Consider the following 13,735-nt stretch of genomic DNA (forward strand, 5'->3'; position numbering starts at 1 on the left):
GGTGAGCGGGCACAGTGACAAGGTTGGCAGACTGGCTCACACCCACACCAGCAGACCCCGGAGGTCTCCTACATCACGGCCCGCCCGCAGAAGGACGTGCAGAAGCAGACGCATTCTGCTGAGCCCAGGGTATGAGGTGTGCAGGCTGCCAAGCCTGGCCGTCGCTGTCTTGACGGCAAAATGAGTTTAGAACGTATCGCTTGGAGAGCGATTGCAGGGGCACGCTAAAGAGTGCGCGAAGCCAACATTTCTGAAATTTCCGAATGAATGAAGGCCACCGCGCCGAGGAAGAAATTTCAGCGAAAACATAGAGGATGTTTGATGAAGTACTGCGCCAGCGAGCGCAGCGTCGAAAAAAGGCCAACGCCCAAAGAGCACCCGCAAAGCGCGCAACAGAAAGACAGGACGGTCAAACCTGCCGCAAACAATAAAGCGCGACGGCATCGAGCACACCCTCATCCTCACCCACAGCGCCGGCGCATTTAATCTCGACAGAAGGGTGCAACTCACGACACCGCTGGATGATCTCAGGCAAATCCTTCCTGACATGCCCACCTTGCCCAAAAAAAACAGGCACGACGGTAACCCCATCACATCCCTGAGCAACAAGCCCACCCACCGCAGTCGGCAAATCCGGCTCCATCAACTCAAGAAAGGCCAACATCACAGGGCCGCCAGCATCGCCAGAACCACGCACGGCCCGCAGCTTGTCGGCAAGCCTCTCAAACGGCTCCCGCCACCGCACATCCCTCGCGCCATGCCCAAACAGAACCAACCCACGCATAGCCATGACGATAACCCCTAATGCCGGTCAACCCACTTCAGCCCAACCAACCCAAGCACCAGATAAACGAGCCCAGGCGTCGCGGCAGTCAAAGGCGCGGGCCAGGTATTCAACGTCCCGATATGCGAGAACAGTGTATTGAACAACTGGAAGCTCATGCCGAGCATAATCCCGCCGAACACCTTCACACCCACCACCCCAGCCCGCGTGTGCAAATACGCAAACGGCAACGACAACACCAGCATGACGAACACCGCAAACGGATACAGCACCTTGCGCCACAGCGCGATCTCATAACGCTGCGTGTCCTGATGATTCTCGGTCAAATGCTGAATATAGCGGAACAGATTGAACATCGACATCCGATCCGGCGCCACCAGCAGCACCGACAGAATCTGCGGCGTCAATTCCGAGCGCAGCGAGTACTCCGGCAACGAGACCTGCTTTGCGCGATATACCGGATTGAGTGCATCGGCCGGCGTGCCGGCAGGAGGGGGCACATCGATCAGTTGTGTATCGGTCACGCCCGTCAGTTGCCAGTGCCCCGGCGGCTGAAAGCGGCCGCTCTGCGCGGTCCGCACGTTCGACAACCGGAACTTCGAATCAAACTCGTAAATCCGCACGTTGGCGATCGTCGCGTCCGGCTTCAACTCGCCGACGTTCACGAAGCGCGTCACCTGCTCGCCGTCCGCGCGCGCGGTGAGCGTGTCCTTCACCCACACGCCCGACTGAAAGTTGGTCGACACCGACGAACCCAGCGCCTCGAGCCGCACCCGCTCCGACAACTGATCCGTGTACGGGCCGACCACTTCGCCGATCAGATACGTGAGGAACACGAGCGGAATGCCGATCTTCATCAGCGAGCGCAGCGCCTGATTGGTGGCGAGGCCCGACACGCGAAAAATCGTGTACTCGGAATTCGCCGCCATCTGCGCGAACACGTAGATCGCGCTGATCAATGCGGCGACCGGAATGATTTCGTAGAAGCGCGACGGCGTTTGCAACGCGACGCGCAGCACCGCGTATTGAAACTTGTAGTTGCCGTGCCCGACCGAGTTCAGTTCGTTGATCAGGTCGAAGAAGAAGAACAGACCCGAAAAGGCAAACAGAATGAAGATGAACGTGAGATAGATCTGACGCGCGAAATACCTTTCATAGATGCGCATCGGTCAGGCTCCCTGCGAACGGCTGAACATGGCCCGCGTGAAGAGCGGCCGGTTGCGCACGCGCAGCCAGAAGATGAACGCGACGATCGCCGCCACGATGACGTGCAGGATCACGAGCCCCACCCCGAACGACATCTTGCCCTGCTCGATCCACGACTGCACCACGTTCAGCAGATTCGAATACGTCAGATAGATCAGCACGGCCATCACCAGATTGATGGTGCGGCTGCGGCGCGGATTCTGGTGCGCAAGCGGAATGGCCAGCAGCATCAGGTTGATCGCGATCAGCGGCAGCCCCGCGCGCCAGGCGAATTCCGCGAGGTTTTCTTTGGTCGGATTGCGCAGCAGCGTGAGCGTGGGCGTGCCGGTGGTGGTCGGCGTATTGACGACCGGCTGGCTCTGGATCTTCACGCCATAGCGCTCGAACTCCATGATGCGGAAGTCGGGATGGCCAGGCTCGCCGTCATAGCGCCGCCCGTTCTCCAGCACGACGAAGCGGTCGCCATTCTTGTGCGTCTCGGTATGGCCGAACTTCGACACCACCACGTTGACCTTGCCGCCTTCCGTGCTGGTCACGAACACGTTCTCGACGCGCCCCTGGTCGGGCGACATCTTCTCGATGAAGAACACCCGGTGACTCGCAGCCGACTCGCGGAACTGCCCCGGCGCGAGCAGCGAGACCTCGTCGCGCTGCTGGAAGCGCGCGCGGATCAGCTTGCTCTGCTGGTTCGACCACGGCCAGCCGACGAACACGAAGAACATGATGAGGATGATGATCGGCGTGGCAAAAATACCGATCGGCTTGATGAATTGCGTGAGGCTCACGCCCGAGGACAGCCACACGACCATCTCGGAGTCTTTGTACCAGCGCGTGAGGACGAACAGGATCGACACGAACAGGGTCGCGACGAGCATGATCGCCAGATAGCCGATCACGGTGAGACCGATCAGGACCAGCACGTCGCGCGGGTCGATCTCGCCCTGGGCCGCGAAGCCGACGATGCGGATCATCATCGTCGTCAGCACGAGCGTGAGGAGAACCATGAACACGGCACCAGCCGTATACGCGAGTTCGCGCTGGAGGGAGCGTTCGAAGATCATTATTGATGACGAGAGGGGGCGCTCTCAGTGACGCGCGGGTTCGTTCCCGTCACGCCTCCGGTGCAGCCGCCGCGGGAAAAATAGCGGATAATTGCGGCTTTCATCCTAAGCCCAGATTTTATCCGAGGACAAGCGCGATGGACTTTAGCATAAAAGCCTGTGATTGGACCAAAGGCTCGTCAAACGGTTTCCTGACCGGGAAGTCGGATTGCATCGTAATCGGTGTGTTCGAGTCGCAAACGCTCTCGGGCGCGGCGCTTGAGATCGACGAGGCCACCCGCGGCCTGCTGACCCGCATCATCAAGGCGGGCGACATGGACGGCAAGGCCGGCACCACGCTGTTCCTGCACGAAGTGTCGGGAATCGGCGCGTCGCGCGTGCTGCTCGTCGGCCTCGGCAAGCAGGATGCCTTCAGCCAGAAAGCCTACGGCGACGCCGTGCGGGCCGCATGGCGCGCGCTGCTGCCCACCAAGATCGTCCAGGTCACCTTCACGCTGGCCCAGTTGCCGGTGCTCGAGCGCACCGCCGATTGGGGCGTGCGCGCCGCGATCCTCGCCCTGCGCGAGCTGACCTACAAGTTCACGCAGATGAAGAGCAAACCGGACAACTCGGCGCGCGCGCTAAAGCGCATCGTCTTCAGCGTGAACACCGGTGACGAGAAAGCCGCCAAGCTGGCCGCGAAGCAGGGCGCGGCGCTCGCCAACGGCATGGACCTCACGCGCGACCTCGGCAACCTGCCGAGCAACGTCTGCACGCCGACTTACCTCGCCGGCACCGCGAAAAAGCTCGCCAAGGACTGGAAGCTGAAGGTCGAAGTGCTCGGCGAGAAGCAGTGCGAAGCGCTCAAGATGGGCTCGTTCCTGTCGGTCACGGCCGGCTCGGTCGAACCGGCGCAGTTCATCGTGCTGCAGTACCAGGGCGGCGGCGCCAAGGCCGCGCCGGTAGTGCTGGTCGGCAAGGGCGTCACGTTCGACACGGGCGGCATCTCGCTGAAGCCGGGCGAGGGCATGGACGAGATGAAGTACGACATGTGCGGCGCCGGCTCGGTGCTGGGCACGTTGCGCGCGGTTGCCGAAATGGGCCTGAAGATCAACGTGGTCGGCATTATCCCGGCGGTCGAGAACATGCCGTCGGCCACCGCCACCAAGCCGGGCGACATCGTCACCAGCATGAAGGGCCTGACGATCGAAGTGCTGAACACCGACGCCGAAGGCCGCCTGATCCTGTGCGACGCGCTGACTTACGCCGAACGTTTCAGGCCGGCCGCGGTGATCGACATCGCCACGCTCACGGGCGCGTGCATCATCGCGCTCGGCCATCACAACAGCGGCCTCTTCTCGAAAGACGACGCGCTCGCGGGCGAACTGCTCGATGCCTCGCGTGAGGCGTCCGACCCGGCCTGGCGTCTGCCGCTCGACGACGAGTATCAGGACCAGCTGAAGTCGAACTTCGCCGATATCGCCAATATCGGCGGCCGCCCGGCGGGCAGCGTCACGGCGGCCTGCTTCCTGTCGCGCTTCACGGACGCTTATCCGTGGGCGCATCTGGATATCGCTGGCACCGCGTGGAAGAGCGGCGCGGCGAAGGGCGCCACCGGCCGCCCGGTGCCGTTGCTCGCACAGTTCCTGATCGACAGGGCCGCTGACGGTCGCGCTGCACAATGACGCATTGCAGTCAGCCCGCGGGAGCAGTCACAACCGCCGAGGCAGAAGCAGGGAAGAGCCGCCGATGACGAGAATCGATTTTCACTCGAACGTCGGCGACTCGCTGCTGTATGCGTGCCGGCTGTTGCGCAAGGCATATCAGGCGGGCCAGCCGACCATCGTGCTGGCCGAGCCCGCGCGCCTGCGGGCGCTCGACGAACAGCTGTGGACCTTCTCGCCGCTCGACTTCGTGCCGCACTGCATGGCCGGCACGCCGCTCGTCGCGCAAACCCCGATCGTGCTGACCACGGGTCTCGACGACGTGCCGCATCACCAGATACTGCTCAATCTCGGCGCGACGGTGCCGGCGCAGTTCGCGCGCTTCGAAAGACTGCTGGAAGTGGTCGGTAACGCACACGAAGAACTCGTTGCGGGCCGCGAGCGTTATCGCTTCTATCGCGATCGCGGCTATGCTTTGAACAACTACAAGCAAGGCAGTTAGGTTTCATCCGCCTTCATCGCGCCGGGTTCGTCGTGCGGAGTTGCATGACCGCCGGTTTCGATTTGCTGGCATCCTGCTTCGGCTTCGACCCAAACACGGAGAGCGCACGTGTCCGACCCCAACGACAATTCAATTCCGGTTCTGCACGAGATTCTCGTACCGGGCCGCGTGCCCGCGGCGCGCGAAGGAACCGCTGGTGCATCGGCGGCTCAGCCGGCGCCGCCTGAACAAGCCGACATGCCGCGGGAACCCGGTTTCAGGGTGGAATCGGCGCTTGCGCCGCAACCGGCGCTGGCGAATGAACCCGGCCTGACACCGGAGCCCGCGTTGGCGCCGCAACCGGTGCTGGCGCCGGAGCAGACGCGCGCGCCGAAGCCGGTTCTTGTGCCAGAGCCTGCGCATGCGGCAGAACCTGTTTTCCCGCCTGCCTCGTTGGCCCCCTCACAAGCCGTGCACCCTGCGGAGCCCGTGCTCGCACCGGAGCCGCAATCGCTGCATGCGGCGGAGCACGCTCATCCGAAGAGGCGTTTGCGGCTGCATCACGGCACTGAGCACGAAGACCACGGGCATGTATCGCCGGGTGTTTTCGACCGAACCGAACCCGCCGCACCGCTTGAAGCAGGCACGATCGTGCCGCCGGACATCGCTCGCGAAGCCGCAGTCGCAGCGCCACCGCGACAGGATCTCGATGCGGACGTGATCGCCGGGCGTCTGCGCGGACGCTTCGCGGATTTCCTGACAGGCGAGGGACGCGGCATCATCGAAGCGCGTTGCCATGACGCCTTGCAGGAGCACACTACGTTGCTCGTCAGCCGGATCACCCGTGAAGTGGCGCTGACGCTGGAAACCGAAATGGCCGGCTGGGTGCGGGAAGCGGTGGAAGAGGAGATCAAGCGACGCGCGGGCCGCGGCTAGGCGTGCGCGACTGATCATACAAGGCGGCGTGGCTAAGGACGCTCGCACCGGGCGCCTTCAATGCGGCGCCCGCTTCATTTGAGCGTCAGCACCCAGACCGCCAGCGTGGCCGCCTGATCGGGCGTGAGTTGGGTATTCGCGGGCATCGGCACCGGACCCCACACGCCCGTGCTGCCATCCAGAATCTTGCGCTTCAGGTAAAGGGCGGCGTCTTCGCGTCCCGCATATTTCGCCGCGACCTCGTGCAGTGCCGGTCCCATGAAGGAGCGCGTGACCGAATGGCAACTCATGCAGTTCTGCTGCTGGGCCAACACGAGGCCGGCGGCGGCCTCGGCATGCGCCGCCGGACTGCCGGTGCTCAACGTGGTGCCCAGCATGACGGCTGCTGCGACCGCTGCATACGACATTGATTTCATTGTGGTCTCCGTCGGTGCAGGTGCCCGACTCGTGGTGCGAGCATTATAAAAGGAAAGGGGCGCACGTTTTTCCGTGCGCCCCTTTGCGCTTTTACGTAGCACTCGCAGGCCCTTTGCCGCCATCAATGCCGCGTCGAACTTGCCCTGAAAATTGCGCGTGCCGACAGTTCACCTCCCTGGGCTCAGCCTGTCACCGCGCCCCGGTTCGCCGGCAGCGCCAGCGCGAAATACTTCGCGAGCACGCCACGCGTGTAACGCGGCTGCGGTTGCTGCCATGCGGCACGGCGGCGCTGCAATTCGGCATCGTCGACGTTCAGTTGCAGCAGCAGCTTGTGCGCGTCGATTGTGATCGAGTCGCCTTCCTGCACGAGTGCGATCGTGCCGCCCACGAACGCTTCCGGCGCGACGTGGCCGACGACCATGCCCCACGTGCCGCCCGAGAAGCGGCCGTCGGTGATCAGGCCGACGGTTTCACCTAGACCTTTGCCGATGATCGCCGAGGTCGGCGCGAGCATTTCCGGCATGCCGGGGCCGCCCTTCGGGCCGAGGTAGCGCAGCACTACCACGTCGCCGGCGACGATCCTGTCGGCCAGAATCGCTTCCAGCGCGCTTTGCTCGTCGTCGAAGACACGTGCGGGCCCGGTGATGACCGGGTTCTTCAGGCCGGTGATCTTTGCAACCGCGCCGTCGACGGCGAGGTTGCCCTTCAGGATCGCGAGATGGCCTTCCTTGTACAGCGCCTTCTCGATCGGGAAAATCACCTGCTGATCGGCGCGCGGCCTGGCCGGCACGTCCTTGAGTTCTTCGGCCAGCGTCTTGCCGGTGATGGTGATGCAATCGCCGTGCAGCAGACCCGCGTCGAGCAGAATCTTCATGACTTGCGGGATGCCGCCGGCCTTGTGCAGATCGGTCGCGACGTATTGGCCCGACGGCTTCAGGTTGCAGATCACCGGCACTTTCTTGCGCATGCGCTCGAAGTCCTCGATCGACCATTCCACTTCCGCCGCGTGCGCGATCGCCAGATAGTGCAGCACGGCATTGGTCGAGCCGCCGGTCGCCATGATCAGCGCGACGGCGTTTTCAATCGACTTCTTCGTGATGATGTCGCGCGGCTTCAGATCCTGTTTGACCGCTTCGACCAGTACGCGCGCCGATTCGGCGGCCGAGTCGACCTTTTCCTGATCCGGATTGGCCATCGTCGACGAATACAGCAGCGACATGCCGAGCGCCTCGAACGACGAGCTCATCGTGTTGGCGGTGTACATGCCGCCGCACGAGCCGGTGGACGGGCACGCGTTCTTTTCGATCCCTTCGAAATCCTCTTGCGACATCCGGCCCGCGGTGAATTCGCCGACCGCTTCGAATGACGATACGATGGTCAGGTCGGTGCCCTTCCAGTTGCCCGGACGGATCGTGCCGCCGTACACATAGATGCCCGGCACGTTCATACGGGCGAGGCCGATCATGCCGCCCGGCATGTTCTTGTCGCACCCCCCGATCACGACCACCCCGTCCATCCATTGGCCTTGCACGCAGGTCTCGATGCAATCGGCGATCACTTCGCGCGACACGAGCGAGTACTTCATGCCCTCGGTGCCCATCGACATGCCGTCCGAGATGGTCGGCGTGCCGAAGATCTGCGGGTTCGCGTCGGCGCGCTTGACTGCGACCACAGCCGCGTCGGCCAGACGCTGCAGGCCGGCGTTGCATGGCGTGATGGTCGAGTGGCCGTTGGCGATGCCGATCATCGGCTTGTCGAAATCGTCTTTCTGGTAGCCGAGCGCGTAGTACATCGAGCGGTTTGGCGAACGCGCCACGCCTTGCGTGATGTTCTTCGAACGACGGTTGTATGCCATGGGGAATCTCCAATCTGTTTTGTTTTGAGCCGCGCTGCGCGCTGCATGCACTCCGATCTGCGGTATCGCCGCATCGGCCGGCCTGCTGGCCGATGCTCCAGTCCAGTGTAGTTCCGCAGCGTCGAGCAAGGTTGCAGATTTGCAAACTGCGTGTCCAATATATTATTCACACGCAATTAGGTCGTAAAATGTATTAATCATGCTGCCTGCCGTTCCCGACCTGCGCCAGTTGCGCTATTTCGTCACCGTCGCCGAAGAGATGCACTTCGGGCGCGCGGCCACGCGCCTCGCGATGACCCAGCCGCCGTTGTCGCAAGCGATCCGCGCGCTCGAAGAGACGCTCGGCGTCGAGCTGTTCGCGCGCACCAAGCGCTCGGTCGAACTGACCGCGGTCGGCGCGGATCTGCTGCCCGAGGTGCGGCGTCTGCTGGCGAGCGCCGAGGGCTTGCGGCCGCTCGCGCAGAGCCTCGCGCGCGGCGAGGCGGGGGTGTTGTCGCTGGCGTTCGTGTCCACCGCGGATTACGGCCTGCTGCCTCCGCTGCTGCGGGATTTCGGCGCGCGCTATCCGCGGGTGCGGCTCGAATTGACCGAGGCCACCAGCGATGTGCAACTGGACGAGCTGACGGCCGGCCACATCGACGCCGGCCTCGTGATCGCGCCGCTGCCGTCGCGTCATGCGAAGCAACTCGCGTGGCTGCCGATCGTGCGCGAGCCGCTGGTGATCGCGATGTCGGCGGACATGGCGGAGCAGGTGAGCCACGCCACCGGCTCGGACTCGCGCGCCGAATGGCTCGACACGCCGGTCAGCCTGCGCGATGTCGGCGACACGCCGCTCGTGATCTTCCCGAGACGTCTGGCGCCAGGCTTTTATGACATCATTATGGATTGCTATGGCGTGGCGGGCCTCGCACCACGGATCGGCCAGGAGGCGATCCAGATGCAGACCATCGTCAGCCTCGTGTCGGCCGGCATGGGCGTCGCACTGGTGCCGCAATCGTTACGTAATCTGCGCCGCACGGGGGTCGTGTACCGGCCGCTGTCCGAGGCGGTACCCGCGATCGAGACGGGGCTCGCGTGGCGCACCGACGAGGTGAGTCCGGTGCTGGCCGGCTTCATCGACATCGTGCGCGCGTATGCCGCCACCGTCGGCGCGCAGGGTCTCGCGTCAGATGATTAGCGGCGCCCCGGCGAACGCATCGTGGCCCGCACCGTCCAACGCATGCGCCGGATAATGCGCGAACCGCTGACGACCGACTAACCAGCCGCACGCAATCCGACCCATTACACCCACCCCGCTTCTGAACCTGAACTGCCCATAACAACACGATGCTCATTCATCCGAATTTCGACCCTGTGGCCATTCATCTGGGGCCGCTCGCCGTGCGCTGGTATGGACTGATGTACCTCGTCGCGTTCATCGCGGCGATCGTCGTCGGCCGGCTGCGGCTGCGTTTGCCGTTTGTCGCGGCGCAAGGCTGGACCGTCAGGGATATCGACGACATGCTGTTCTACGGCGTGCTGGGTACGATCCTCGGCGGCCGGCTCGGCTATGTGCTGTTCTACAAGGCGAGCTTTTATTTCGCGCATCCGCTCGACATCTTCAAGGTGTGGGAGGGCGGTATGTCGTTCCACGGCGGCTTTCTCGGCGTGACGCTCGCGATGGTGCTGTTCGCTTATCAGCGCAAACGCTCGTGGCTGCAGGTCACCGACTTCGTCGCGCCGATGGTACCCACCGGGCTCGCGGCAGGGCGCCTCGGCAATTTCATCAACGGCGAGTTGTGGGGCCGCGTGACCGATCCGTCCGCGCCGTGGGCGATGCTGTTTCCCGGCGCAGCGCCCGACGACGCCGCCTGGCTCGCCGCGCATCCGCAACTGGCCGCGCAATGGCATCTGAACGAGGTGTTCGCGCAATATCACATGCTGCCGCGGCATCCGTCGGAGCTGTATGAGATCGCGCTCGAAGGCGTCGCACTGTTCTTCGTGCTGTTCTTCTTCTCGCGCAAACCGAAGCCGCTGGGCGCGATTTCCGCGGTGTTCCTGATCGGCTACGGCCTCGCGCGCTTCACGGTCGAATTCGCCCGCGAGCCGGACGACTTCCTCGGACTGCTGGCGATGGGTCTGTCGATGGGCCAATGGCTATCGCTGCCGATGATCCTCGCAGGCATCGGCATGCTGGTGTGGTCGTATCGCCGTGCGCGCCGTGAGCCGGCGCAGGCGGTCAACGCGAGCTGAGCGCTACGGTTTGTCGTAGCGAGCGCATGATGAAAAAACGCCACGGCATGCCGTGGCGTTTTCTTGTGCAGGAGAAATGCTGAGCGCGCCAGCGCGTTAGCGTTATTTCATTTGCACCGAGCCCGATACGTTGACCGTTACCGTCGACGTGCCGCCTTCTAGTGGCATTGGCGCCATGGTCTTCGCGTCGGCGCTCATGGCGCGGGCGCTCATCATCATCATGGGGCGGGGCATCACGCCGCCGTGATTCACGTTGACCTCGCGAATCGAATAGCCGCTGAAGCCGAATGCCTGCGCCGACGACGCAGCCTGATCGCGGAACGACCGGATCGCTTCGCCGGTGAGCTTCTGCTCGGCGGCGCGTTGCGCCTCCGGCGACAGCGAGAACTGCACGTTGCCGACTTGCATGACCGAGGCCATGTGTCCCGCGAGCTTCGACGCCGCGGCGAAGTCGTGCGATTCGAGCACGACCTCCGTGCGGCCGCGCCACGCCGAAATGCGCCCATCACGATCGGTGGACGGGAAGATGGCGAACGAACCCGTGCGCGCCGTCACGCCGCTCACGCCGCGCGCCTTCTGCAACGCCGCGTCGGCGCGCTGATTCAGCGTGGCGGTGAGCGCGGACGGGTCGCTCGCTTCCTGCTCGTAAAACAGCGTGATATCGACGACGTCCTGCGGGATTTCCGCGCTGGCCTGAGCGTTTAGCGACAGCACGCCCGATGGCTGGGCCTGCATGACGCCCTGCGCGCGAGCCATGGCCGGGGTGAGCGCGAGCGCGACCGGCGCTGTGCAGACGAGAGCGAATGCGAGTGCCCGTGCGGTTTTTTTCGACATTGCTGGACTCCTAGCTTGAACAGGGTTGTGCACGATTGGCGCGAATGCCATGCAAGTGGTGGCATGACGTTTGCGGCCTCGTTTGTGCGCCTGTTAGGCGCTTGTAACCGGAGCTTGGTTCCCTGATTGATGTTGCCGGTCAGTCGCGACCGCTCGTCGAAGCACAGCGTTCGACGCTTCCCCGAGGTGATCGAGCCTTCAGGCGAGCCGCGTGGTGATGAAGCGCCATTCGGCTTCGGTCACGGGCGTGATCGACAGGCGATTGCCTTTGGCGAGCACGCGCATGTCCTGCAGTTCCGGATGCTCGCGCAGCGCGGCCAGCGGAATCAGCGGGATTTTCTTCTTGAACACCACGTCGACCAAGACCCAGCGCGGCGTTTCCTGCGACGACTTCGCGTCGTAGTACGGACTCTTTTTATCGAACTGGGTTGGGTCCGGATACGCGGTGGACGACACTTGCGCGAGCCCCGCAATGCCGGGTTCAGGGCAGCTCGAGTGATAGAACAGCACGCCGTCGCCGACCTGCATCATGTCGCGCATGAAGTTGCGCGCCTGGTAATTGCGCACGCCGGTCCACGGCAACGTGCGATGCGGCGCGCGGGCGAGGTGGTCGATGCTCGCCTCGTCCGGTTCGGACTTCATTAGCCAGTAGCGCATGAATCGAATTGAACGTTAAGGGTTGGACGATGTGAAAAAAATCGAAGCCGATGAGGCGAGGCGCGCCCACAGACACGCGAGCGGACGCACAAAGAAAAAACGGCATCGAACCGAAGTCCGATGCCGTTCTAGATAAGGTCCCCGCCTTAGCCGCTAGGCCGGCATCCTGAACCGGGGGTTCAGAATTGGTCGCAGTTAGCAACACTTCGGGTACATCAGACAGAGTGACGCGCACACCCGTGCTACAAATTTCCGCAACCGTGCACATGGCATTGGTTCAAGGAATATATGACCTTGGCGAACCAGGCAGGGAAGCTAAACCGATGAAGCTTAAACGATAGAACTCAAACGTTTGCGAAGACTTGACTCATACACCTGCTTTTAACTTCGCTTCGTTTGAATTCGCGGCAGATCTCAAGACCGGCCGATACTTACTGCATGCTGTACTGCTGAATCACAGTACCCAGTTGTTCGTTCATTTGCTGCATTGTACGCCGGATTTCCTCAGCGGGAAATGCTTCTCCGTGTCGTACGCTCGATTGCAGCTTAAGCAGTTCCGATGCCAGCGACAGCGCAGCCATGACAGCAATGCGATCCGTGCCGCGCACGTTGCTGTTATTGCGGATCTTCGACATTTCCGCGTCGACGCGCGCCACCGCTTCGAGCAGTGCGCCTTCCGTTTCCGGCGAGCACGCGAGGCGATAGGGCACGTCGAGAATCGATACTTCGATCTGCTTGGCGGTCATGCGTTTTCTCCGTGGCGGGTAACCTCGCTTTGCGCGTCGGCGGTGTCCTGAACCGGCTCGAGCAGATCGAGCTGGTTGTCAGGCTCGCTGCTCGCGCGGGCCCGCGGCAATTTCTCGAGAATCGCATTCAGGCGCACCTGAGCGTCGTCGATCTTGGCTGAGAGCGTGTCGCGCTCCGCTTGCAGTGCATCGCGCTCCTCGCGCAGCAGCGCAAGTTCCGTGCGCGTGGCTTCCGCTTCGGCACGCGATTGGGCGAGTTGCTCTTCGAGCGCGAGCCGCGCTTCATTGTGGCGCTGGCTGATCGCAATCAACTTGCCGATATTCTGTGAGAGTGATTCGAGTTCGGTGAGCATGTGCTGCGTCCTCTAAAGACATCGCATTTTAGCGCGGAATATTGCAGGTTCCGACAATTGTCTCGTTTCGAGACGTAACAACATCGCTATGTGCAGGCTTTTCCCGACCATATGATGAAAAAGTACTCGCCCATCGGACAATAACCTGCACTTAACAGAACGGATTGCGGCCGGTTTGACCTTTCTTGACGCGCGCCGAGGGCGCTCCTAAACTGCCGGCACTCTGGTGCCCGCGCCGCTGTTCACAGCGCGCGCAGTTAAACGGGAAGCAGGGCGCGCCATTATCGAACTGAACGCGCGAACCTGCGCTGCCCCCGCAACGGTAAGCGACCGCATTCGTCATGCAGGTCGATCCTGATCGCGTGTCTGACGTTCGACATGCGAGTGTGCCACTGCGCGTTACGCGTGGGAAGGCGGGATCGATGTGTCGTTAGCCCGGATACCGGCCAGAGGGAGAGGCACGTCCCCCGCGAAATGCAAAAAGCGTGGGCGCTTCGTTATGCATCGGCCTGCGGGGAAGCGGGCCGCGC

General features: G+C 63.0%; 14 protein-coding genes, 1 other RNA gene and 1 riboswitch. Of the genes, 5 read left to right on the forward strand and 10 right to left on the reverse strand.

What is annotated here, in order from left to right; translation table 11 throughout:
- Positions 1–409: 409 nt before the first annotated feature.
- The 3 genes from CIC12_RS15050 to lptF are packed head-to-tail and all read right to left on the reverse strand — an operon-like array spanning position 410 to position 3,051.
- On the reverse strand, positions 410–790 hold the full coding sequence (locus CIC12_RS15050) for a sirohydrochlorin chelatase (protein WP_168664886.1): 381 nt from the start codon (positions 788–790) through the stop codon (positions 410–412).
- Positions 791–801: 11 nt separating this feature from the next.
- Entirely contained in the window at positions 802–1,950 is a 1,149-nt protein-coding gene (gene lptG / locus CIC12_RS15055) for an LPS export ABC transporter permease LptG (RefSeq protein WP_168664887.1), read from the reverse strand.
- Positions 1,951–1,953: 3 nt separating this feature from the next.
- Positions 1,954–3,051: an LPS export ABC transporter permease LptF gene (gene lptF, locus CIC12_RS15060; RefSeq protein ID WP_168664888.1), complete on the reverse strand. Its 1,098-nt coding sequence runs from the start codon at positions 3,049–3,051 to the stop codon at positions 1,954–1,956.
- Between the two features lie 137 nt (positions 3,052–3,188).
- Here lptF and CIC12_RS15065 point away from each other — a divergent pair, with 137 nt between their 5' ends.
- The 3 genes from CIC12_RS15065 to CIC12_RS15075 all read left to right on the forward strand — a co-directional run bounded on the left by CIC12_RS15065 (position 3,189) and on the right by CIC12_RS15075 (position 6,111).
- Positions 3,189–4,715, forward strand: a complete 1,527-nt coding sequence (locus CIC12_RS15065) for a leucyl aminopeptidase (RefSeq protein WP_168664889.1) — start codon at positions 3,189–3,191, stop codon at positions 4,713–4,715.
- Between the two features lie 64 nt (positions 4,716–4,779).
- The gene (locus CIC12_RS15070) at positions 4,780–5,196 is read left to right on the forward strand and encodes a DNA polymerase III subunit chi (RefSeq protein WP_168664890.1); all 417 of its coding nucleotides are present in this window, start codon (positions 4,780–4,782) and stop codon (positions 5,194–5,196) included.
- Between the two features lie 108 nt (positions 5,197–5,304).
- Positions 5,305–6,111, forward strand: coding sequence for a DUF2486 family protein (locus CIC12_RS15075; RefSeq protein WP_168664891.1), 807 nt, complete (start codon positions 5,305–5,307; stop codon positions 6,109–6,111).
- Positions 6,112–6,185: 74 nt separating this feature from the next.
- Here the strand turns inward: CIC12_RS15075 and CIC12_RS15080 are convergent, their stop codons facing one another.
- On the reverse strand, positions 6,186–6,527 hold the full coding sequence (locus CIC12_RS15080; protein WP_168664892.1) for a c-type cytochrome: 342 nt from the start codon (positions 6,525–6,527) through the stop codon (positions 6,186–6,188).
- A 182-nt stretch (positions 6,528–6,709) separates the two neighbouring features.
- Positions 6,710–8,383 (reverse strand): dihydroxy-acid dehydratase, encoded by a 1,674-nt coding sequence (ilvD, locus tag CIC12_RS15085; RefSeq protein ID WP_168664893.1) that lies wholly within the window; start codon positions 8,381–8,383, stop codon positions 6,710–6,712.
- 199 nt (positions 8,384–8,582) lie between these two features.
- On the opposite strand from ilvD, the gene CIC12_RS15090 reads away from it, so the two are divergent.
- Complete coding sequence (locus tag CIC12_RS15090; RefSeq protein ID WP_168664894.1) at positions 8,583–9,560, forward strand: LysR family transcriptional regulator; 978 nt, start codon at positions 8,583–8,585, stop codon at positions 9,558–9,560.
- Positions 9,561–9,709: 149 nt separating this feature from the next.
- The gene (gene lgt / locus CIC12_RS15095; RefSeq protein WP_168664895.1) at positions 9,710–10,615 is read left to right on the forward strand and encodes a prolipoprotein diacylglyceryl transferase; all 906 of its coding nucleotides are present in this window, start codon (positions 9,710–9,712) and stop codon (positions 10,613–10,615) included.
- A 102-nt stretch (positions 10,616–10,717) separates the two neighbouring features.
- Here the strand turns inward: lgt and CIC12_RS15100 are convergent, their stop codons facing one another.
- The 5 genes from CIC12_RS15100 to CIC12_RS15120 all read right to left on the reverse strand — a co-directional run bounded on the left by CIC12_RS15100 (position 10,718) and on the right by CIC12_RS15120 (position 13,205).
- On the reverse strand, positions 10,718–11,449 hold the full coding sequence (locus CIC12_RS15100; RefSeq protein WP_168664896.1) for an SIMPL domain-containing protein: 732 nt from the start codon (positions 11,447–11,449) through the stop codon (positions 10,718–10,720).
- Positions 11,450–11,647: 198 nt separating this feature from the next.
- The gene (locus CIC12_RS15105) at positions 11,648–12,106 is read right to left on the reverse strand and encodes an EVE domain-containing protein (protein ID WP_168664897.1); all 459 of its coding nucleotides are present in this window, start codon (positions 12,104–12,106) and stop codon (positions 11,648–11,650) included.
- A 134-nt stretch (positions 12,107–12,240) separates the two neighbouring features.
- A non-coding RNA gene (gene ssrS, locus CIC12_RS15110) (6S RNA) lies at positions 12,241–12,422 on the reverse strand.
- Between the two features lie 115 nt (positions 12,423–12,537).
- A complete protein-coding gene (locus CIC12_RS15115) occupies positions 12,538–12,852 on the reverse strand; it encodes a cell division protein ZapA (protein WP_168664898.1) in 315 nt (104 codons plus the stop codon).
- Complete coding sequence (locus CIC12_RS15120; RefSeq protein ID WP_168664899.1) at positions 12,849–13,205, reverse strand: ATPase; 357 nt, start codon at positions 13,203–13,205, stop codon at positions 12,849–12,851. The genes CIC12_RS15115 and CIC12_RS15120 overlap by 4 nt, the downstream gene beginning before the upstream one ends.
- Before the next feature lie 207 nt (positions 13,206–13,412).
- Positions 13,413–13,670, forward strand: a riboswitch (cobalamin riboswitch).
- Positions 13,671–13,735 lie beyond the last annotated feature (65 nt).

It is taken from the genome of Paraburkholderia sp. SG-MS1, from assembly GCF_012275575.1.
Classification (GTDB): domain Bacteria; phylum Pseudomonadota; class Gammaproteobacteria; order Burkholderiales; family Burkholderiaceae; genus Paraburkholderia.